Here is a 19,589-nt window from a genome sequence, read left to right on the forward strand (position 1 = left end):
GGCATGGCCACCGCCATCCCCTTCCACCGCGCCGTCGTCACCGACCCCGCCTTCACCACCAACCCCTTCACCATCCACACCCGCTGGATCGAGACGGAATTCGTCAACGAGATCAAGCCGTTCGCCGCACCCGCCGGTGCGGACGAGGAGGACGAGGCCGGTCGCGAGACCGTCGTCGTCGAGGTCGGCGGCAAGCGCCTGGAGGTCTCGCTGCCCTCCTCGCTGGGCATGAGCCTGGCCCGTACGGGCCTCGCGGCCGGGGCCAAGCCGAAGCGCCGCGCGGCGAAGAAGGCCGGTTCTGCCGCCTCCGGCGACTCCCTCGCCTCGCCCATGCAGGGCACGATCGTCAAGGTCGCGGTCGAGGAGGGCCAGGAGGTCAAGGAGGGCGACCTCGTCGTCGTCCTGGAGGCCATGAAGATGGAGCAGCCGCTGAACGCGCACCGCTCCGGCACCGTCAAGGGGCTCACGGCGGAGGTCGGCGGCTCCGTCTCCTCCGGCGCCCTGATCTGCGAGATCAAGGACTGACCGCTCACGTCTCTACGGAGGGGCCCGGCCGGCGTCGTCAGGACGTGGCCGGGCCCCTCCGCGTACGAGGTCCGGGCCCTTCCCGTGCAGTGGCATCCTGGATCCCGACAGGCCCCTAACAGGACCGAGGGAGGGCGGGAGCCATGGCAGGGCCGATCTCGATGGAGCCGGGCACGGCACGGGCGCCGGAGCGGCAGATGCGCGCGGACGCCCGCCGGAACCACGAACGCCTCGTCGGTGTGGCCCGTACGGCCTTCGCCGAGCACGGTACGGATGCCTCGCTGGAGGACATCGCGCGGCAGGCGGGCGTGGGCATCGGCACCCTCTACCGGCACTTCCCCCACCGGCACGCCCTGATGAACGCGGTCTTCCAGGACGCCCTGCGCTCGCTCCTGGACCGTTCCCGGGAGCTGGCGGGCGCGGAGGCGCCGTGCCGGGCGCTGGTGGACTGGCTGGGTGCGATCGTCGCGCACGCGGGTGAGTACCGGGGGCTGTCACGCGCGCTCATGTCGGCCTCGCAGGACGAGACTTCGGCGCTCTCCCCGTGCCATCTGCCGTTGCGGGAGGCGGGGGCTGGGCTGTTGCGGCGGGCGCAGGAGAGCGGGGCGGTGCGGGGAGATGTGTCGATCGACGACCTGTTGCAGCTGACCCATGCGATTGCGCTGGCCGCCGAGCAGTCGCCGGGGGATCCGGAGTTGGCGGAGCGGTTGCTGCGGCTGACGTTGCGGGGGCTGAAGTAGGGGCCACCCGGCCCCGGGGTCCGCTGCTGAAGAGAACATCGGAAAGGCTGGACTCGGCGTCGGCGAACCCAGCCCCTCCGGCGTTCGAGGAGCGGGGGTCCGGGGGCAGCGCCCCCGACAGGGGCCCGGGCCGCCCTACCGCCGCCGCAGGTCCGCCACCCGGGCCCGCTCGCCCGACGACGCCGACGTCTGGTCGGACAGCGGTGACGCGCTCCGCAGCTGCGGCCCCAGCCCACCGTTGCGCCCCGTCGGCGTCCGCCGCTGACCCGGCAACGGCATGTCGCGGCGCGGGCGGCGCTCGCCGGGAGGGCTGTCGGGCGCGTCCGCGTCGGGGCCGGCCACCGTGACCTCCACGCCCTGGTCCGCCAGCGCCTGGAGCTCGGCGGCCGCGCGCTCGTCGTGGAGCGGGGGCTCGTCCGTGACCAGGCGGGTGATCAGCTCCGTGGGCACCGTCTGGAACATCGTGTCGGCGCCCAGCTTCGTGTGGTCCGCCAGGACGACCACCTCCGCGGCGGCCTGCACGAGGGCCCGGTCCACGCTGGCCGAGAGCATGTTGGAGGTGGAGAGACCGCGCTCCGCCGTGAGGCCGCTCCCGGAGAGGAAGGCGCGGGAGACCCGCAGGCCCTGGAGGGACTGCTCGGCCCCGCTGCCCACCAGCGCGTAGTTGGTGCCGCGCAGGGTGCCGCCGGTCATGACGACCTCCACCCGGTTGGCATGGGCCAACGCCTGGGCGACCAGCAGCGAGTTGGTGACCACGGTCAGACCGGGGACCCGCGCGAGCCGGCGGGCCAGCTCCTGCGTGGTCGTACCGGCGCCGACCACGATGGCCTCGCCCTCACCGACCATCGAGGCCGCCAGATCGGCGATGGCCGTCTTCTCCGCGGTGGAGAGATGGGATTTCTGCGGAAAGCCGGACTCCCGCGTAAAACCGCCCGGCAAGACCGCACCGCCGTGCCGGCGGTCGAGGAGTCCTTCTGCCTCCAGTGCCCGCACGTCACGCCGTACGGTCACTTCGGAGGTCTGGACGACGCGGGCGAGTTCACGGAGCGATACCGCCCCGTTGGCGCGCACCATTTCGAGGATCAACTGACGACGTTCTGCAGCGAACACGGAACTGACAGTAACCTGGCCGTCAGTGAGTTTTCAGCAGTTTGCGCCGAATAACGGAAGTTGTACATCCGGCGGCCACCGAAGTGGTATAGGAACTTTCGTTGTTGTCCGGGTGTGATCGCCGAGCGGTCATCACTCTCGCCCGGACTGGCGGGGGTTGCCGGGGGATGTCGCAATTCCCCGGCAACCGCAAGGCCTCCACCAGGTCTTGAGCCGCCGTCAGCCCTCGTCCGTCAGCTTGCGGGTGTGCAACTGCCGCGCGACCTCCGCGATCGATCCGGACAGCGACGGGTACACGGTGAACGCCTTTGCGATCTGTTCCACGGTCAGGTTGTTGTCGACCGCGAGCGAGATCGGGTGGATCAGTTCACTGGCGCGCGGCGCGACGACGCAGCCGCCGACCACGATCCCCGTACCGGGACGGCAGAAGATCTTGACGAAGCCGTCGCGGATGCCCTGCATCTTGGCGCGCGGGTTGCGCAGCAGCGGCAGCTTGACCACCCGGGCGTCGATCTTGCCCGCGTCCACGTCGGCCTGGCTGTAGCCGACGGTGGCGATCTCCGGGTCGGTGAAGACGTTGGCGGAGACCGTCTTGAGGTTGAGCGGGGCGACCGCGTCGCCGAGGAAGTGGTACATCGCGATCCGGCCCTGCATCGCGGCGACCGAGGCCAGCGCGAAGATCCCGGTCACGTCACCGGCCGCGTAGACGCCGGGAGCGCTGGTGCGCGAGACCCGGTCGGTCAGGATGTGGCCGGAGTCCTTCAGCCGCACGCCGGCCTCCTCCAGGCCCATGCCCGCGGTGTTCGGGATCGCGCCGACCGCCATCAGGCAGTGCGAACCGGTGATGACCCGGCCGTCGGCCAGCGTCACCTCGACCCGGTCGCCGACGCGCTTGGCCGACTGGGCACGGGAGCGGGACATCACGTTCATGCCGCGGCGCCGGAAGACGTCCTCCAGCACGGCGGCCGCGTCCGGGTCCTCGCCCGGCAGCACCCGGTCGCGGGAGGAGACGAGGGTGACGCGGGAGCCGAGGGCCTGGTAGGCCCCGGCGAACTCGGCTCCGGTGACACCCGAGCCGACCACGATGAGCTCCTCCGGCAGCTCGTCGAGGTCGTAGACCTGGGTCCAGTTCAGGATGCGCTCGCCGTCCGGCTGCGCGTCCGGGATCTCGCGCGGGTGGCCGCCGGTCGCTATCAGCACGGCGTCGGCGCTGAGCCGCTCCTCGGTGCCGTCCGCGGCGGTGACCACGACCTGACGGGAGCCGTCGGCCGCCTGGAGCCCGTCGAGCCGGCCGCGGCCGCGCATCACGCGGGCGCCGGCCCGGGTGACGGAGGCGGTGATGTCGTGGGACTGGGCGAGTGCGAGGCGCTTGACGCGGCGGTTGACCTTGCCCAGGTCGACCCCGACCACCCTCGCCGCCTGCTCTATGTGCGGGGTGTCGTCGGCAACGATGATCCCGAGTTCCTCGTACGAGGAGTCGAAGGTGGTCATCACCTCGGCCGTCGCGATCAGGGTCTTCGATGGCACGCAGTCGGTGAGTACCGAGGCTCCGCCGAGGCCGTCGCAGTCGACGACGGTCACCTCCGCGCCGAGCTGGGCGCCCACCAGAGCCGCCTCGTAGCCGCCGGGGCCGCCGCCGATGATCACGATCCGGGTCACGAAAAGTCCGCCTCGCGTGGGTGTCATCCCCACGGCCGCCTGCCGCCCCGGCCGGGGGTCCGGGGGATCGCCCCGGGGGAATGCAGTACGTACTCCATTGTCCCGCACGCGCCAAACAGATTCGCCCCGGGGCCCTCCATACGGGCGCCGGGGCCCCGCCCGTACGGATCGGCCCCGCCCGCACAGTCCTTCGAACCCCCGGCAGGCCCTCCCCCGACCGGGGGCTTCGTCACAGGAACCGGCACTCCCGCGCCCCCCTCCCGTACCCTCGGTCCCATGTCGCTCTACGCCGCGTACGCCGGCAACCTCGACGCGCGGCTCATGACCCGCCGCGCCCCGCATTCCCCGATGCGCAGCACCGGCTGGCTGAACGGCTGGCGGCTGACCTTCGGCGGGGAGCAGATGGGCTGGGAGGGGGCGCTGGCCACCGTGGTGGAGGCGCCGCGCTCCCAGGTCTTCGTCGCGCTGTACGACCTGGCGCCGATGGACGAGGACTCCATGGACCGCTGGGAGGGTGTCGGGCTCGACATCTACCGGCGCATGCGCGTCCGCGTGCACACCCTGGACGGCGAGGAGCCGGCCTGGATGTACGTGCTGAACGGGTACGAGGGCGGCCTGCCCTCCGCCCGCTACCTCGGCGAGATCGCGGACGCGGCCGAGTCCGCCGGCGCCCCGCACGACTATGTGATGGGCCTGCGCAAGCGCCCCTGCTGAGCGGGGCCCGGCGACTCCTCTTCGTGCGAAGCCACAAAGCCGTCCGGCGAGTCTTTGCACCAGGACATCTACGCGCGTAGGCATTCAGCGGTTACGCTCTTCCGCGTGAACGCATCAGTTATTCCGGACAACATCCAGGGCGACCCGTACGAAGCCGCTGCCGGGGCCGCCGCCCGCCTGCGCGAGCTGACCGGCGCCGAGACCCACGACGTCGCCCTGGTCATGGGCTCCGGCTGGGCGCCCGCGGGCGAAGCGCTCGGCGAGCCGGAAGCCGAGTTCCCCGTCACCGCGCTCCCCGGCTTCCCGGCGCCCGCGGTCGAGGGCCACGGCGGCACGATCCGCTCGTACAAGATCGGCGAGAAGCGCGTGCTGGTCTTCCTCGGCCGCACGCACTACTACGAGGGCCGCGGCGTCGCCGCCGTCGCCCACGGAGTCCGTACGGCGGTGGCCGCGGGCTGCAAGACGGTCGTCCTGACCAACGGCTGCGGCGGCCTGCGCGAGGGCATGCGCCCCGGACAGCCGGTGCTGATCAGCGACCACATCAACCTCACGGCGACCTCGCCGATCGTCGGCGCCAACTTCGTCGACCTGACCGACCTGTACTCGCCGCGCCTGCGCGCGCTGTGCCAGGAGATCGACGACACGCTCGAAGAGGGCGTGTACGTCCAGTTCCCCGGCCCGCACTACGAGACCCCGGCCGAGATCAACATGGTCCGGGTCATGGGCGGCGACCTGGTCGGCATGTCCACGGTCCTGGAGGCCATCGCGGCCCGCGAGGCGGGCGCGGAGGTGCTGGGCCTCTCCCTGGTCACCAACCTGGCGGCGGGCCTCTCCGGCGAGCCCCTGAACCACGAGGAGGTCCTCCAGGCGGGCCGCGACTCGGCGACGCGCATGGGCGCGCTGCTGGCGAGGGTGCTGGACCGCGTCTAGGGCCTGCTCGGGGCGGGACGTGCTCGTCTCCGGCCTGGGCGCGCTCCTTCCGGCCACGGCGCGCTCTTTCCGGCCCACCCGGTCTCCCCTGCGCCCCGCCCCGCGCGCCTCCCCCTCCAGCCCGCCCCGGCCTCCTTTCCAGCCCGTCCGGCGTTCGAGGACCGGGGTCCGGGGCGGAGCCCCGGTTTCGGGAAGGGGCGGGGAGGGGAACAGCCCGCGCAGCGCCCACCCCGCCCCACCGTCCCGCACCAGGCCGAACCCGGCCGGCCCCGGGGCCGCACCTCCACCCGCACCCACCCCCGTACGCCCCCACCCGCGCACCCCCGAAAGGCGGACCCCGTGCAGCACGACCTCATCGCGCAGGCCAGGACCTGGCTGGCCGAGGACCCCGACCCCGAGACCCGCGACGAGCTGGCCGCGCTGATCGAGGCGGGCGACACGCAGGAGCTCGCCGCACGGTTCGCGGGCACGCTCCAGTTCGGCACCGCCGGACTGCGCGGCGAGCTCGGGGCCGGCCCCATGCGGATGAACCGGTCCGTGGTGATCCGGGCGGCGGCGGGCCTCGCCGCGTACCTCAAGGCCCAGGGCCAGGCCGGCGGCCTCGTCGTCATCGGCTACGACGCCCGCTACAAGTCGGCGGACTTCGCGCGCGACACCGCCGCCGTGATGACCGGTGCCGGACTCCGCGCCGCCGTACTCCCCCGCCCGCTCCCCACCCCCGTACTGGCGTACGCCATAAGGCACCTGGGCGCCGTCGCCGGCGTCGAGGTCACCGCCAGCCACAACCCGCCCCGCGACAACGGCTACAAGGTCTACCTCGGCGACGGCTCGCAGATCGTGCCCCCGGCCGACGGCGAGATCGCGGCCGCCATCGCCGCGGTCGGCCCGCTGGCGAACGCCGTACGCCCCGGGGACGGCTGGGAGACCCTCGGCGAGGAGGTCCTGGACGCCTATCTCGCCCGTACGGACGCCGTCCTGGCCTCCGGCAGCCCCCGTACCGCACGCGTCGTCTACACGGCGATGCACGGCGTCGGCACGTCGGTGCTGACGGCCGCGTTCGCCCGCGCCGGGTTCCCGGAGCCGGTCCTCGTCACCGAGCAGGCCGAGCCCGACCCCGCTTTCCCCACCGTCGCCTTCCCCAACCCCGAGGAGCCCGGCGCGATGGATCTCGCCTTCGCCACCGCGCGCCGGGCGGCGCCGGACCTGATCATCGCCAACGACCCGGACGCGGACCGCTGCGCCGTCGCCGTGCCCGACACCGCCACCGAGGGCGGCTGGCGGATGCTGCGCGGCGACGAGGTCGGCGCGCTGCTCGCCGCGCACTTGGTCGAGCGCGGCGTCTCCGGCGTGTTCGCGGAGTCGATCGTCTCGTCGTCGCTGCTCGGCCGGATCGCCGAGAAGGCGGGCCTGGGCTACGAGGAGACGCTGACGGGCTTCAAGTGGATCGCCCGGGTGGACGGCCTGCGGTACGGGTACGAGGAGGCGCTCGGCTACTGCGTCGACCCCGAGGGCGTCCGCGACAAGGACGGCATCACCGCCGCGCTGCTCGTGGCCGAGCTCGCCTCCGTACTCAAGGAGCGGGGCCGTACGCTGCTGGACCTGCTGGACGACCTGGCGCTGGCCCACGGCCTGCACGCCACCGACCAGCTCTCGGTGCGGGTGGAGGACCTGACCGTCATCGCGGACGCCATGGCCAGGCTCCGCGAGCAGCCGCCGACCGCCCTGGCCGGCCTCGCGGTCACCTCGGCCGAGGACCTGTCACAGGGCACGCCCGCGCTGCCGCCCACCGACGGGCTGCGGTATCAGCTGGAGGGCGCGCGCGTGATCGTCCGCCCGAGCGGCACCGAGCCGAAGCTGAAGTGCTACCTGGAGGTGGTGGTCCCGGTCGCGGGCGCCGCCGGACTGCCCGCCGCACGGGCGCGCGGCGCGGAGCTGCTCGCCGGGATCAAGCGGGACCTGGCGGCGGCCGCCGGGATCTGAACGTACGGACGGAAACGGATCTGAGCGAACGCACGGACGGAAACGAAGGGCCGGCCCCCCTCCGGAGGGGGGCCGGTCCTTGCACGTCGGACGTACGGACGTACGGGCTGCTCAGCCGATCGCCCACAGCACCACGAACAGCACGACCCCCGCGGCCGCCGGCGCGATCACCTCGTACGCCCAGCGCACCGAACCCGTGGTGGCCCCGTCCTTCGGGCCGCCCGCCTTCTCCGCGAGGTCCCGCAGCTCCATGATCGTCTGGTCGGCGGCCGCGACCGGCGGCACGCTGTGCTGGTGCGCGTCGGCGGCTGCGCCGGGCGAGAAGCGGCCGTAGGCGTCCTTGTGCGGGGCGCGGCCGGCGGCGCGGGAGGCGCGCTTGCGGTCGCGCAGCGAGACCGGGATGGCCCAGAGCTGGTACTTGGTACCGCCGGCGGCGATCAGCTCGGAGGAGTAGCCGGCCCGGACGTCGGCCACCTCGGTCCAGGGCAGCTGGATCGTCCGGAACGGGTTGCGGATGCGGATCCGCTCGTCGTTCACGGCGACGACGGGCCGCAGGGTGAACGCCGCGATCAGCGGTACCGCCGTGAGCAGAGCGGCGAGGGCCAGCCACGGCGCCTGCCCCTTGCCCCGGAAGAGCGCGTCGCCGGCCATCACGGCGACCAGCGTGAGGAGCAGCACTCCGCAGACCAGCGCGGAGGTCGAGCGGTGGGTCCGGTCGGCGTACTGCGGCTCTGCGGGAGGCGTGGGGCTCGTCATGGGGCCGATTCTGCCTGACGGACCCGACGGAGAGGTCATGCGCCCCGGAGGCAGGTGCGGCGGCGCGCACGGGCGTGGTGCCCCAGGCGTACGCGGCACATGCGGCGGCGCGCACCGGCGTGGTGCTCCAGGCGTACGCGGCACATGCGGTGGCACGCACCGGCGTGGTGCCACACGGGCACGCGCCACGGGCGCGCAGTCGAGCCGGCCCGGGCGCGCATGTGGCGGTGCGCACGGTTGAGCCGTCCCCCTGTACAGGTCGCTACGCGCGTAGATATGCTCCCCTGGTGACCATGCCCACCACTGCTCCCGCATTCTCCGACGCGACGGCGTCCGACAGTGCGCTGCGCCGCTTCCTCTTCGGGCTGCCCGGCGTCGACGCCGTCGGCCTCGAAGCGCGCGCCGCCGCCCTCGGAACCCGTTCGATCAAGACGACGGCCAAGGCGTACGCCATCGATCTCGCCATCTCGATGATCGACCTGACGACGCTGGAAGGCGCGGACACCCCGGGCAAGGTCCGGGCTCTCGCCGCCAAGGCCGTCCACCCCGACCCGCTCGACCGCACGACCCCGCGTACCGCCGCGGTCTGCGTCTATCCCGACATGGTGGCCACGGCCACCGCCGCGCTCGCCGGTTCCGGGGTGAAGGTGGCGTCCGTGGCGACCGCCTTCCCGGCCGGCCGTGCCGCGCTGGACGTCAAGCTCGCGGACGTCCGCGACGCCGTGGCGGCCGGGGCCGACGAGATCGACATGGTGATCGACCGGGGGGCGTTCCTCTCCGGCCGCTTCATGAAGGTCTACGAGGAGATCGTGGCCGTGAAGGCCGAGTGCGGGACCGCCCGCCTCAAGGTGATCTTCGAGACCGGTGAGCTCTCCACGTACGACAACATCCGCCGCGCCTCCTGGCTCGGGATGCTGGCGGGCGCGGACTTCATCAAGACCTCGACCGGCAAGGTGGCCACCAACGCCACCCCCGCCAACACGCTGCTGATGCTGGAGGCGGTCCGGGACTTCCGGGCGCAGACCGGTGTGCAGATCGGTGTGAAGCCGGCCGGCGGGATCCGCACGACCAAGGACGCGGTCAAGTTCCTGGTGCTGGTGAACGAGACGGCGGGTGAGGACTGGCTGGACAACCACTGGTTCCGGTTCGGCGCCTCCAGCCTTCTCAACGACCTGCTGATGCAGCGCCAGAAGCTCAGCACCGGCCGTTACTCCGGCCCCGATTACGTGACGGTGGACTGATAAGCCATGGCATCCGCATTCGAGTACGCACCGGCGCCGGAGTCCCGTTCCGTCGTCGACATCGCCCCGTCGTACGGGCTGTTCATCGACGGCGAGTTCACCGAGGCCGCCGACGGCAAGGTCTTCAAGACCGTCTCGCCGAGCACGGAGGAGGTGCTCTCCGAGGTCGCGCGGGCGGGCGCGGCGGACGTGGACCGGGCCGTGAAGGCGGCGCGGAAGGCGTTCGAGAAGTGGTCGGCGCTGCCCGGCTCCGAGCGCGCCAAGTACCTGTTCCGGATCGCGCGGATCATCCAGGAGCGCAGCCGTGAGCTGGCCGTCCTGGAGACGCTCGACAACGGCAAGCCGATCAAGGAGACCCGCGACGCGGACCTCCCGCTGGTCGCCGCGCACTTCTTCTACTACGCGGGCTGGGCCGACAAGCTGGACCACGCGGGGTACGGGGCGAACCCGCGGCCGCTGGGTGTGGCGGGCCAGGTCATCCCGTGGAACTTCCCGCTGCTGATGCTCGCGTGGAAGATCGCTCCGGCGCTCGCCACCGGCAACACGGTGGTCCTGAAGCCCGCCGAGACGACGCCGCTCTCCGCGCTCTTCTTCGCGGACATCTGCCGTCAGGCGGGGCTGCCGAAGGGTGTCGTCAACATCCTGACGGGTTACGGGGACGCGGGCGAGGCCCTCGTCACGCACGGGGACGTCAACAAGGTGGCGTTCACCGGTTCGACCGCCGTCGGCAAGGCCATCGCGCGCTCGGTCGCGGGCACGGAGAAGAAGGTCACGCTGGAGCTGGGCGGCAAGGGCGCGAACATCGTGTTCGACGACGCTCCGATCGACCAGGCCGTCGAGGGCATCGTCACCGGCATCTTCTTCAACCAGGGCCAGGTCTGCTGCGCGGGCTCCCGGCTGCTGGTCCAGGAGTCGGTGCAGGACGAGGTGCTGGACGCCCTCAAGCGCCGGCTCTCGACGCTGCGCCTCGGCGACCCGCTGGACAAGAACACCGACATCGGCGCGATCAACTCCGCCGAGCAGCTCGCCCGGATCACCGCGCTGGTGGAGACCGGCGAGGCGGAGGGCGCGGAGCGCTGGAGCGCGCCGTGCGAACTGCCGTCGTCGGGCTACTGGTTCGCGCCGACCCTCTTCACCAACGTCACGCAGGCCCACACGGTCGCCCGTGACGAGATCTTCGGTCCGGTCCTCTCCGTGCTCTCGTTCCGCACGCCGGACGAGGCGGTCGCCAAGGCCAACAACAGCCAGTACGGCCTGTCGGCGGGCATCTGGACGGAGAAGGGCTCCCGCATCCTCGCGGTGGCCGGCAAGCTCCGCGCGGGCGTCGTCTGGGCCAACACGTTCAACAAGTTCGACCCGACGTCGCCGTTCGGCGGCTACAAGGAGTCGGGCTACGGCCGCGAGGGCGGCCGCCACGGCCTGGAGGCGTACCTCGATGTCTGAGAACAACCGTCTTGGCGTCTTCAAGACCTACAAGCTGTACGTCGGGGGCAAGTTCCCCCGCTCCGAGAGCGGCCGGGTGTACGAGGTGAGCGACTCCAAGGGCCAGTGGCTGGCGAACGCGCCGCAGTCCTCCCGTAAGGACGCACGCGACGCGGTCGTGGCCGCGCGGAAGGCGTTCGGCGGCTGGTCGGGCGCGACCGCGTACAACCGCGGCCAGGTCCTCTACCGCGTCGCCGAGATGCTGGAGGGCCGCAAGGAGCAGTTCGTCCGTGAGGTGGCGGCCTCCGAGGGGCTGTCGAAGTCCAAGGCGGCGGCCGTCGTCGACGCGGCGATCGACCGCTGGGTCTGGTACGCGGGCTGGACAGACAAGATCGGCCAGATCTCCGGCGGGGCGAACCCGGTGGCGGGCCCGTTCCTCAACCTCTCCACACCCGAGCCGACCGGTGTCGTCGCGGTCCTGGCGCCGCAGACGTCGTCGTTCCTCGGCCTGGTCTCGGTGATCGCCCCGGTGATCGCGACCGGCAACACGGCGGTCGTCATCGCCTCCGCCGAAGCCCCGCTGCCCGCGCTCTCGCTCGGCGAGGTGCTGGCCACCTCCGACGTCCCCGGCGGTGTGGTCAACATCCTGTCCGGCGCCACGGCGGAGCTGGCGGCACCGCTCGCCGCCCACCAGGACGTCAACGCGATCGACCTCACCGGCGCCGGCGCGGAGCTGGCCAAGGAGCTGGAGGTCGCGGCGGCGGACAACCTGAAGCGGGTCCTGCGCCCGCTCCCCGCCGAGGCGGACGGCTCCGACGCGTCCACCGACTGGCTGGCCGCGCCCGGCACGCACCGGCTGACGGCGTTCCTGGAGACCAAGACGGTCTGGCACCCGACGGGTGCACTGGGGGCGTCGGGCTCGTCGTACTAGCCGCTGATCCGTACGGCGGAAGGGGCCGCCTCCACACGCTGGAGGCGGCCCCTTCCGCGTACGGGAAGGCGTCAGCCCGTGACGAGCCGGGTCACCTGCCCCACCACCGGCAGGTCGGCGATCGCGCCGCCGCTGGTGAGCGGGTCGGTGAGGATCGCCGTCGACACCGGCTGGAAGTCGGCGACCTGGGTGCCCACCGCGTTGTCCAGCGGGTCGACGCCGGTCTTGGCCAGCGGGTGCAGCTGGAGTTCGGTGATGGGCCGGATGCTGTTGGTCAGCGAGGTCCCGAGCGCGCTGGTCACCGCGGGCCCGGCGCTCTTGGTGACCGCCTGGACGGCCGCGGTGCCCTGCTCGGGGATCTCCGCGACCGGAGGCAGCGTGGGGGCCGCCTGGGCGGAGCCCGCACCGGCCCCCAGGGCCGCTCCCAGCGCGGTCACGGTCAGACCGGCGCGCAGCAGGGCGCGGCGTTCGGGCTTGCGTGCGTGAAGTGCCATGTTTCCACCTGATCGACCTGGTCGGGTAATCGTCCGTACGCGCAGAGTAGTTGAGGTGTGATGCTGGATACCAACAGGAGGCCCGGGTGGTCCCCTGCCCGGGTCAATGCCTCACACTTCTGTTCTGTGAGTTCCCGTTCCCCCTCGATCCCGACCCGCGTCGTACTGCTCGCGGGCCCCTCCGGCTCCGGCAAGTCCGTCCTGGCCGCCCGCACCGGCCTCCCGGTGCTGCGCCTGGACGACTTCTACAAGGAGCACGACGACCCGACGCTGCCCCGGGTCCCCGGCTCCCCGGACATCGACTGGGACTCCGCCGCGTCCTGGGACGCCGACGCGGCGGTGGCGGCCGTCGCCGAGCTGTGCCGGTCCGGCCGTACGGACGTTCCGGTGTACGACATCGCCACCAGCTCCCGTACGGGCCGGGAGGCCTTCCACATCGAGCGCTCGCCGCTCTTCGTGGCCGAGGGCATCTTCGCGGCGGACATCGTGGGCCGCTGCCAGGAGCTGGGCCTGCTGGCGGACGCGCTGTGCCTGCGCGGCCGCCCCTCCACCACGTTCCGCCGCCGCCTGGTCCGGGACCTGCGCGAGGGCCGCAAGTCGGTGCCGTTCCTGCTGCGGCGCGGCTGGCGCCTGATGCGGGCCGAGCGGCGCATCGTGGCCCGCCAGACGGCGCTGGGGGCGTATCCGTGCGGCAAGGAGGAGGCACTGGGGCGCTTCGCCGCCGCGGCGGCGGGGCGGTGCCGGCGGGCGACGGTGGGGGCGCCTGAGTAGGGCCTTCAGCCGGTGGCAGGGGCCGCGCAGCCGAAGGTCTTGGCGGCGGCCTTCATGAAGGGCGCGACGTACGCGTCCCGCTTCGGCAGGTCCTCGTGGCGCTTGCTCGCCTCCAGGTACTGCAGCCCCGACTCCACCGCCAGGTAGAGAGGACCGCCGTCCGCGCAGGGCAGGATGAATCCGGGGCCCCTGTCAATCTTCTCGGCTTTCCGGCCGTCCGGCGCCGTGCCCTCGGCCGTGCCCGTGAACTTCCGCATGGCGGCGATGAGCAGCGGGTCCCGGGTGGCGGTGTACTTCATGAAGCCGTCACCACGGACGAAGTCACCCGTCTCGTCGTCCAGGGTCAGCTTGCAGAACCACAGGTCGGCGGGGGCCTGCTGGCCCTCTTCGAGCACCTTCGTCCCGGCCGGCACCTGGCCCGCCACGGTCAGGCCGTCCAGGCCGCACACCTGTCCTTCGGAGACCGGGCGCGCGGCGTCGGAGCGGGGAGAGATGAGCGTCCCGGGCTTCTCGGGGAGGTCACCGCACTGGGTCCGGGCCGCGATGGTCCGTGCGGTGTCGGTGGCCAGGGCGGCGAAGGCGGTGCGGTCGGCAGCCGGTTCGTCGATGCTGAACTCGGCGACAACCGGCCGGTCCGTCCAGCACTTCTCGGGCAGCATGACCCACGCTTTGTACGCGTTGACTCCGCCGGTCACCTCGCCGGTGAAGTACGAGGCGCCCGGTGGGTAGGGCTCGCTGTCGAACGCCAGTGGGTCATAGCCGCGTACCCCCCAGAGCCGGACACTGAGCCCGCTCTCGCCGGAACCGAGGACGACGGACGACTTCTCGATCCTGCACTCCGTATCCGTCAGGTCGTCCTCGTCCAGACCGTCCCCTTCGGCGTCCAGGCGCCCGGACCCCGGAAGGACGGCGTCCGCCTGCTCCGCCGACACCAGGTCCCCGCAGAGCCGGTCCGCCGTCAGCACGTTGGTATTGCGCCAGACATGCAGCAGCCCCGCGACCACCACGACCACGGCGGCCACGACCGCCCAGACCTTCCACGCCGGACGCGTACGGCCTGCCGCTCCTGCTGCTGTGCTCACGCGCTCACTTTCCTGGTTCGCAAGGCGGGACGTGCCGGCCGGAAGTCCTGCGCGAGGGCCGCAAGTCGGTCCCGTTACTGCTGCGCCGACGGCGTAGGACCGGTCGTCAGCCGGCCACGGGGGCCGCGCAGCCGAAGGTCTTGGCGGCGGCCTTCACGAAGGGGGCGACGTACGCGTCCCGCTTCGGCAGGTCCGCATGGCGCTTGCTCGCCTCCAGGTACTGCAGCCCCGACTCCACCGCCAGGTAAAGAGAGCCGCCATCCACGCAGGGCAGGATGAACCCGGGGACCCCGTCGACCTTTTCGGCCTTCCGGCCGTCCGGCGCCGTGGCCTCTGCCGTGCCCGGCGCCTTCCGCAGGGCAGCGAGGACCTGCGGGTCCCTGGAAGCCACGTACTTCATGAATCCATCAGCCCGGACAACATCGTTTGTTTCGTCGTCCAGGGTCAGCTTGCAGCTCCACACGTCCGCGGGGGCCTTCTGCCCTGCTTCGAGCACCTCCGTGGCTGCCGGGACCTGACCGCGCATGGTCAGGCCCTCCAAGCCGCACGCCTGCCCCTGGGTGACGGGGCGGGCCTCGTCCGATACCGGAGGTATCAGCGTCCCGGGCCGCTCCGGAAGTTCACCGCACTTCGCTCCGGCCGCGACAGCGCGGGCCGCGTCGGTGGTCAGGGCGGCCAACGCGTTCCGGTCGGAGACCATCTCGCTGGCGCTGAGTCTGACGACGACCGGCTGCTTCTCCGTCCAGCAATTCTCGGGCAACAGAGCCCAGCCCTTGTACGAATCGACGCCGCCCGTCACCGTCCCGGAGAAGAACGACGTTTTCGACAGGTCCGCATCAGCCTGGAGAATTTCGTTGCCCTGCAGCGCCCACACCCGCAACGTCAGCTCACTCTCGCCGGAGCCGAGCACGACGGACGACTTCTGAACCCGGCACACCGTGTCGGTGAGATCCTTGTCGAGCCCGTCCCCCTCGCTGTCAAGACGACCGGAACCAGGAAGGACCGCATCCGCCTGCTCGGTGGAGATGAGTCCTCCGCAGAGTCGGCTCTCCGTCAGCACATTGGTGTTGCGCCAGACATGCCACAACCCGGTCACCAGCAGAACCAGGACAGCCACGAGGGCCCATACTCGCCATGCCGGTCGTGTGCCACCCGCTGCTGTACTCACTTGACTCACTTCCTGGTCCGCAAGGCCGAGTAGCCCTCTTCCCGGCCGCCCGCGTAGCTCTGCTTCGCCTCTTGCATCGCGTTTCTGACGGCTGGGCTGTCGTCCGGGGCATCCCGGGTAGCAGCCCAGTCCCGGATCAGTCCGTTGGTGCTGGCGATGCCCTCCGCTGTCACCACGCTGACATTGCTCAGCGCGTCCTTCTCCGCCTCAGCCATCACGCTGGTCGACCACTCATAAGCAGCCGCGTCCACGGCTCGCTGCGCGATGTCGCCGACCTGGGGAATCATGTTCACCACAGCCCCGAGACCGTGATAGCCGTAGCGCGCCTGGTCGTTGATCTTCCCGATCTCGGCGTCACGAACGTCGAGGATCATGTCCGTACCGATGGCGTTCATGCCACCGAAGACCTCACCCACATCACGTGACCTGACGTCCCAGCTGGTCACGTTCTCACTCAGTCTGCTCTGAGAGACGTGATTGGCCGCGTCCAGGTAATCCACCGAATGGAGGCGCTGGCTCTCGTACAAGGTATCGAAGACCCGGATGGGATTCCCCTCCGCGTCCTCACCGGCCACACCGTCCGACACGCCGCGCATCACCCGCAGCAGGCTGGCCTTGCTGTTGGTGATGGAAGCGCTGTCGCCCGATCCTTCGACGTCGTCCAGGCCGCTCGGGCTGCCCGGCGCGTACCCGCCCAGGATCGCGTGCGTGTCCGCCGTGTAGTCGTTCAGCACCCGGCCCAGCGGTACCTTGAGGGCCTCGGGGACGGTGTCCCCGTTGGTCCCCTGGTCCAGCGTCGCGATGATGCCCTGCATGACCCGGGCCTGCCCCTCGCTGTGAGGTCCGGGCTTGCCCAGCGGACTGCCCGGCTCCTCCCCCGTCGCCCCGGCCTCCAGCGCGAGCCCCAGGCCGTGGCGGCTGAGCGGGTCGTCCTCGATGAACACCCGCGGGCCGGCCACGGTGTTCAGCTTCGGCCACTCCCGCGCGTCGTCCCCGTTGCCCACCAGGTAGTCCAGGTGCGCCTGGCCGTTCTCCAGCTTCGGGTCGAAGAAGGCCGTGGCGGCGTCGGGGTTCTTGCTCATCACGCCGAGCAGGCTGTCGAGCGCGTCGGCCCGGCCCTCGCGGTGGTTGCCGCCCCACTGTTCGAAGATGGCCCGGTTGTCCTTCTCGGCGGCGATCATGTCGTGGCCGAGCTGGTTGAGGAACTGGTCGTCGAACGGCTGGTCGGCGCGGGTCATCATCTCGACGAACGGGCGGTAGCCGTAGAGCGGGTTGGTCTTCGAGTCGTAGTTCTTGGCCCCGGCCTCCTTGAGGCCTTCGGTGAACTTCTTGTAGAACGCGCCGTCCGGACTGTTCAGCCAGGCCTGGTACTTCGCCGAGCCGGGTCCCGCGTCCGTCATGGAACCGGGGACCTGGGTGGCCGTCGCGACCGTGTTGGCCAGTCCGCCGAGGAGCTTGGTGTACTGGTCGGCGGAGGACCCGCCGTCCCGCTCCCGGTCGGACATGACGTCGCTCAGCCTGACGATGCCCTCCGGGCCGAGCTTGTTCAGCAGACCCTGGGCGAAGACCTTGTCGCCGGCCTGGTCCCGCATCGCCCGGTCCATCTCGGCGAGGTCGGCGTCGGAGACCTTCTTGCCGTCGAGCAGGCGCTCGGCTATCTCCTGGGTGTTGCGCAGCTCGTACGCCTCGATGTCGCCCAGCGCCTGGCCGTTGAAGCCGTCCCGGGTGCCGTCCGAGGCGTCGGTGTCCTTCACCACGGCCTTCAGCGCGATCTGCACACCGGCGTCGGCGTCCGACGTCTGCGCGACCAGCCGGTCGATCGACCGCTGCCAGGAACCGACCGCGTCGCGTACCGACTTCTGGTAGTCCGGGTCGTGGCGGTAGGCGGCCCGGGAACCCTCGCTCAGGCTCGCCATGTCGAAGGTGACCCGACCGGCGTCCGAGATCAGCATGTCGGCCTTCAGCGCGTCGGCCTTCACCGTCTGGAGCTTGCCCTTGAACTCGGTGAACTGGGTGTGCGCGTCCCGCAGCAGCGAGGCGATCGCCTTGGCCTGGGTCTGCGCCGCCCGGTACTCGTTGAGCATGACGCGGAACTGCGCGTTGGCGGCCTCCGCGCTCTGGCCGATCCAGGTCCGTTCCAGCGTGATGCCCTGGACCTCTTTCTCGTACGCCTTCTCCTGCTTGTGGAACTCGCCTGCCATGCCGGTCCACTTGTCCGCGGCCGTGGTGAGCGCGGAGAGGTCCGTCGTCATGATCTCGTGGTAGGTGGGCATGCCCTTGTCCCCGTCGTCCGGTATCGCTGTCGTCCGGAATGCCTGATGAGCGCGCCGAGTCGGCTCTTCCCGCTCCGTGGCCGTCAGTAGGTGTCGAACGGTGAGGTCCGGCCGAACCCCAGCCCGCTCTGCACGTCGGCCCCGAAGAGGTTCCGGCGGGCGGCGCTCAGGCTGGTGATGTCCGCGTCGAGCCGGCCCAGCATGGACCGCACCTGCCCGCCCCACGTCTTGTGCGCGTCCTTCAGCGCACGGGAGGTGACCCACCCGTCGCCGTCCTTGGCGCCGAGCCCCTTGACGGCGGCCGAGGTCTCCTCGTCCGCGTGCTCGCCGGCGCCCTTTGTCCCGGGCTTGATCCGGGTACGGATGGCCTCGGCCGCGGCCTTCTTGCGGGCCGGGTCGGTGGCCAGCGAGGGGCCGCCGGGCGCGAACGGCGGCGCGTATCCGGGGGCGTAAGGGACCTGGGGCGAGGTGTTCGGGCCCTGGCCCGGAGCGAAGGGACCGTACACGGGAGGCGGTGAAGGGTCGGTCGGTGCCTCGTTGAGCTGCATCGAGGCCGACCCGCCGTCCGCCGCTGTCCGCTCGCCCGCCTCGCTGCTCACTTGGCCCCCATGAGTTTTCTCGAATACCACGGTTGACGTGATCCGCTCAGACTAACAAGCATCTTTTTACGCCACCCGTACGTGGGGCCGAAGCCGGCCCGCGCACAGCGAACGGGGCCGTACGGGACCCCCCGGCCCGTACGACCCCGCTGCGTTCTCCCCCGTGGCCCGCGCCTCCCCCGAAGCGACGGACCGTTTCCCCTGTTCCCCCCAGGCCCCCTCGGACCCGTTTTCACTGCTCCCCCGTGGCCCCTGCCTCCCCCGAAGCAGTGGCCGTTCCCCGTTTCCCCCGTTTCCCCGTTCCCCCCGTTGCCTCAGGCCACCAGCTCGCCGAAGGACTCCTGCTCGTCACGTCCGAAGCTGAGGACCTCGTCCTCGCGCAGCCGGCGGAGGGACCGCCAGATGCTCGACTTCACCGTGCCGACACTGATGTCGAGGATCGACGCGATCTCCGGGTCGGTGCGGCCCTCGTAGTACCGCAGGACCAGCATCGTGCGCTGGAGTTCGGGCAGCCGGGCGAGCGCCTGCCAGAGCACCGCCCGCAGCTCCGTGCCGCGCATCGCGTCCGTGTCGCCCACCGTCTCCGGCAGCTCCTCGGTCGGGTATTCGTTGAGCTTGCGCCGGCGCCAGGCGCTGATGTGCAGGTTGGTCATGGTGCGGCGCAGATAGCCGCCGACCGCCGCCTTGTCGCTGATCCGGTCCCACGCCCGGTACGTCGAGAACAGGGCGCTCTGCAGCAGGTCCTCGGCCTCGAACCGGTCGCCGGTCAGGTGGTAGGCGGTTGCGTACAGGGAGGCCCGCCGCTCCTGGACGTAGGCCGTGAAGGCCGCTTCGGCCTCCGCGGTCTCCGCCCGGGTGCGGTCCCCCGTGACCTCCCCGTACGCGCTTCCCCCGTGGTCCCCCGTGTTCTTGCCCGTGGGCCCGTCGACCACCGTCATGTACGTCGTACGCGGCTGCTCCGCGGCCGACTGCGACGGCAGGTGCTGACGCCCGGCGCTCCGAACGCACCCCCGCAAGTTCGTCCCGTTCATCGCGCCGGACTTCTCCGTGCTCCGGCCGACATCGTGGAGACGCGTCACAACTGCGCTTGAGCTGGTGCTGTGCAGTGCGTTCATCTCGCGCCCCCTATCGGTGGAGATCGGTGAAGTCCTTCGTTCGTCTGCTGCTGACCAAGAGCTTGCCGGGGCAGTTTCA

18 protein-coding genes are annotated in these 19,589 nt (G+C 71.4%); 9 read left to right on the plus strand and 9 right to left on the minus strand.

The window, feature by feature from the left end:
• Together ACIRR8_RS31940 and ACIRR8_RS31945 are read left to right on the plus strand one after the other, a co-directional pair.
• A partial coding sequence (locus tag ACIRR8_RS31940) for a biotin/lipoyl-containing protein (protein ID WP_404071405.1) occupies positions 1–525 on the plus strand: 525 nt, incomplete at its 5' end.
• Positions 526–668: 143 nt separating this feature from the next.
• Positions 669–1,265 (plus strand): TetR/AcrR family transcriptional regulator, encoded by a 597-nt coding sequence (locus ACIRR8_RS31945; RefSeq protein WP_404071407.1) that lies wholly within the window; start codon positions 669–671, stop codon positions 1,263–1,265.
• A gap of 135 nt (positions 1,266–1,400) precedes the next feature.
• Here the strand turns inward: ACIRR8_RS31945 and ACIRR8_RS31950 are convergent, their stop codons facing one another.
• Both ACIRR8_RS31950 and ACIRR8_RS31955 read right to left on the minus strand, forming a co-directional pair.
• A complete protein-coding gene (locus ACIRR8_RS31950; RefSeq protein ID WP_404071409.1) occupies positions 1,401–2,375 on the minus strand; it encodes a DeoR/GlpR family DNA-binding transcription regulator in 975 nt (324 codons plus the stop codon).
• 219 nt (positions 2,376–2,594) lie between these two features.
• The gene (locus ACIRR8_RS31955) at positions 2,595–4,034 is read right to left on the minus strand and encodes an NAD(P)H-quinone dehydrogenase (RefSeq protein ID WP_404071522.1); all 1,440 of its coding nucleotides are present in this window, start codon (positions 4,032–4,034) and stop codon (positions 2,595–2,597) included.
• Between the two features lie 276 nt (positions 4,035–4,310).
• Between ACIRR8_RS31955 and ACIRR8_RS31960 the strand changes: the two genes are divergently transcribed.
• The 3 genes from ACIRR8_RS31960 (at position 4,311) to ACIRR8_RS31970 (ending at position 7,658) form a co-directional block, all read left to right on the plus strand.
• A complete protein-coding gene (locus ACIRR8_RS31960; RefSeq protein ID WP_015610940.1) occupies positions 4,311–4,748 on the plus strand; it encodes a gamma-glutamylcyclotransferase in 438 nt (145 codons plus the stop codon).
• A gap of 105 nt (positions 4,749–4,853) precedes the next feature.
• Positions 4,854–5,678 carry a purine-nucleoside phosphorylase gene (locus tag ACIRR8_RS31965; RefSeq protein ID WP_404071411.1) on the plus strand — a complete coding sequence of 275 codons (825 nt, stop codon included), beginning with the start codon at positions 4,854–4,856 and terminating at the stop codon, positions 5,676–5,678.
• Between the two features lie 339 nt (positions 5,679–6,017).
• Entirely contained in the window at positions 6,018–7,658 is a 1,641-nt protein-coding gene (locus tag ACIRR8_RS31970; RefSeq protein WP_404071413.1) for a phospho-sugar mutase, read from the plus strand.
• A gap of 111 nt (positions 7,659–7,769) precedes the next feature.
• Here ACIRR8_RS31970 and ACIRR8_RS31975 read toward each other — a convergent pair whose 3' ends face one another.
• A complete protein-coding gene (locus tag ACIRR8_RS31975) occupies positions 7,770–8,414 on the minus strand; it encodes a PH domain-containing protein (protein WP_404071415.1) in 645 nt (214 codons plus the stop codon).
• Positions 8,415–8,707: 293 nt separating this feature from the next.
• On the opposite strand from ACIRR8_RS31975, the gene deoC reads away from it, so the two are divergent.
• From deoC to ACIRR8_RS31990, 3 genes are read left to right on the plus strand one after another with little or no spacing between them, the layout of a single operon-like run.
• Positions 8,708–9,655: a deoxyribose-phosphate aldolase gene (gene deoC, locus ACIRR8_RS31980; protein WP_404071524.1), complete on the plus strand. Its 948-nt coding sequence runs from the start codon at positions 8,708–8,710 to the stop codon at positions 9,653–9,655.
• Positions 9,656–9,661: 6 nt separating this feature from the next.
• On the plus strand, positions 9,662–11,098 hold the full coding sequence (locus ACIRR8_RS31985) for an aldehyde dehydrogenase family protein (RefSeq protein WP_404071417.1): 1,437 nt from the start codon (positions 9,662–9,664) through the stop codon (positions 11,096–11,098).
• The gene (locus ACIRR8_RS31990) at positions 11,091–12,008 is read left to right on the plus strand and encodes an aldehyde dehydrogenase family protein (RefSeq protein WP_404071419.1); all 918 of its coding nucleotides are present in this window, start codon (positions 11,091–11,093) and stop codon (positions 12,006–12,008) included. Before ACIRR8_RS31985 ends, ACIRR8_RS31990 begins: the two co-directional genes overlap by 8 nt.
• A gap of 71 nt (positions 12,009–12,079) precedes the next feature.
• Here the strand turns inward: ACIRR8_RS31990 and ACIRR8_RS31995 are convergent, their stop codons facing one another.
• A complete protein-coding gene (locus ACIRR8_RS31995; RefSeq protein ID WP_404071421.1) occupies positions 12,080–12,502 on the minus strand; it encodes a hypothetical protein in 423 nt (140 codons plus the stop codon).
• Positions 12,503–12,562: 60 nt separating this feature from the next.
• Between ACIRR8_RS31995 and ACIRR8_RS32000 the strand changes: the two genes are divergently transcribed.
• The gene (locus ACIRR8_RS32000; protein WP_404071423.1) at positions 12,563–13,273 is read left to right on the plus strand and encodes a uridine kinase; all 711 of its coding nucleotides are present in this window, start codon (positions 12,563–12,565) and stop codon (positions 13,271–13,273) included.
• Between the two features lie 5 nt (positions 13,274–13,278).
• Here ACIRR8_RS32000 and ACIRR8_RS32005 read toward each other — a convergent pair whose 3' ends face one another.
• The 5 genes from ACIRR8_RS32005 to ACIRR8_RS32025 all read right to left on the minus strand — a co-directional run bounded on the left by ACIRR8_RS32005 (position 13,279) and on the right by ACIRR8_RS32025 (position 19,510).
• Positions 13,279–14,295, minus strand: a complete 1,017-nt coding sequence (locus ACIRR8_RS32005; RefSeq protein WP_404071526.1) for a hypothetical protein — start codon at positions 14,293–14,295, stop codon at positions 13,279–13,281.
• 166 nt (positions 14,296–14,461) lie between these two features.
• The gene (locus ACIRR8_RS32010) at positions 14,462–15,472 is read right to left on the minus strand and encodes a hypothetical protein (RefSeq protein WP_404071424.1); all 1,011 of its coding nucleotides are present in this window, start codon (positions 15,470–15,472) and stop codon (positions 14,462–14,464) included.
• 56 nt (positions 15,473–15,528) lie between these two features.
• On the minus strand, positions 15,529–17,796 hold the full coding sequence (locus tag ACIRR8_RS32015; RefSeq protein ID WP_404071426.1) for a hypothetical protein: 2,268 nt from the start codon (positions 17,794–17,796) through the stop codon (positions 15,529–15,531).
• Between the two features lie 83 nt (positions 17,797–17,879).
• Positions 17,880–18,395 (minus strand): hypothetical protein, encoded by a 516-nt coding sequence (locus ACIRR8_RS32020; protein WP_404071428.1) that lies wholly within the window; start codon positions 18,393–18,395, stop codon positions 17,880–17,882.
• 314 nt (positions 18,396–18,709) lie between these two features.
• A complete protein-coding gene (locus ACIRR8_RS32025; RefSeq protein WP_404071429.1) occupies positions 18,710–19,510 on the minus strand; it encodes a SigE family RNA polymerase sigma factor in 801 nt (266 codons plus the stop codon).
• Between the last annotated feature and the right edge of the window lie 79 nt (positions 19,511–19,589).

Source organism: Streptomyces sp. NPDC101178, from assembly GCF_044767965.1.
In the GTDB taxonomy this organism is placed as follows: Bacteria; Actinomycetota; Actinomycetes; order Streptomycetales; family Streptomycetaceae; genus Streptomyces.

Excerpts from the sequence above, each read along its gene's own strand:
- ACIRR8_RS31945 (WP_404071407.1), top strand. The coding sequence starts at position 669 with ATGGCAGGGCCGATCTCGATGGAGCCGGGCACGGCACGGGCGCCGGAG.
- ACIRR8_RS31960 (WP_015610940.1), top strand. The coding sequence starts at position 4,311 with ATGTCGCTCTACGCCGCGTACGCCGGCAACCTCGACGCGCGGCTCATG.
- ACIRR8_RS31975 (WP_404071415.1), bottom strand. The coding sequence starts at position 8,414 with ATGACGAGCCCCACGCCTCCCGCAGAGCCGCAGTACGCCGACCGGACC.
- deoC (WP_404071524.1), top strand. The coding sequence starts at position 8,708 with ATGCCCACCACTGCTCCCGCATTCTCCGACGCGACGGCGTCCGACAGT.
- ACIRR8_RS31985 (WP_404071417.1), top strand. The coding sequence starts at position 9,662 with ATGGCATCCGCATTCGAGTACGCACCGGCGCCGGAGTCCCGTTCCGTC.
- ACIRR8_RS31990 (WP_404071419.1), top strand. The coding sequence starts at position 11,091 with ATGTCTGAGAACAACCGTCTTGGCGTCTTCAAGACCTACAAGCTGTAC.
- ACIRR8_RS31995 (WP_404071421.1), bottom strand. The coding sequence starts at position 12,502 with ATGGCACTTCACGCACGCAAGCCCGAACGCCGCGCCCTGCTGCGCGCC.
- ACIRR8_RS32000 (WP_404071423.1), top strand. The coding sequence starts at position 12,563 with ATGCTGGATACCAACAGGAGGCCCGGGTGGTCCCCTGCCCGGGTCAAT.
- ACIRR8_RS32015 (WP_404071426.1), bottom strand. The coding sequence starts at position 17,796 with ATGCCCACCTACCACGAGATCATGACGACGGACCTCTCCGCGCTCACC.
- ACIRR8_RS32025 (WP_404071429.1), bottom strand. The coding sequence starts at position 19,510 with ATGAACGCACTGCACAGCACCAGCTCAAGCGCAGTTGTGACGCGTCTC.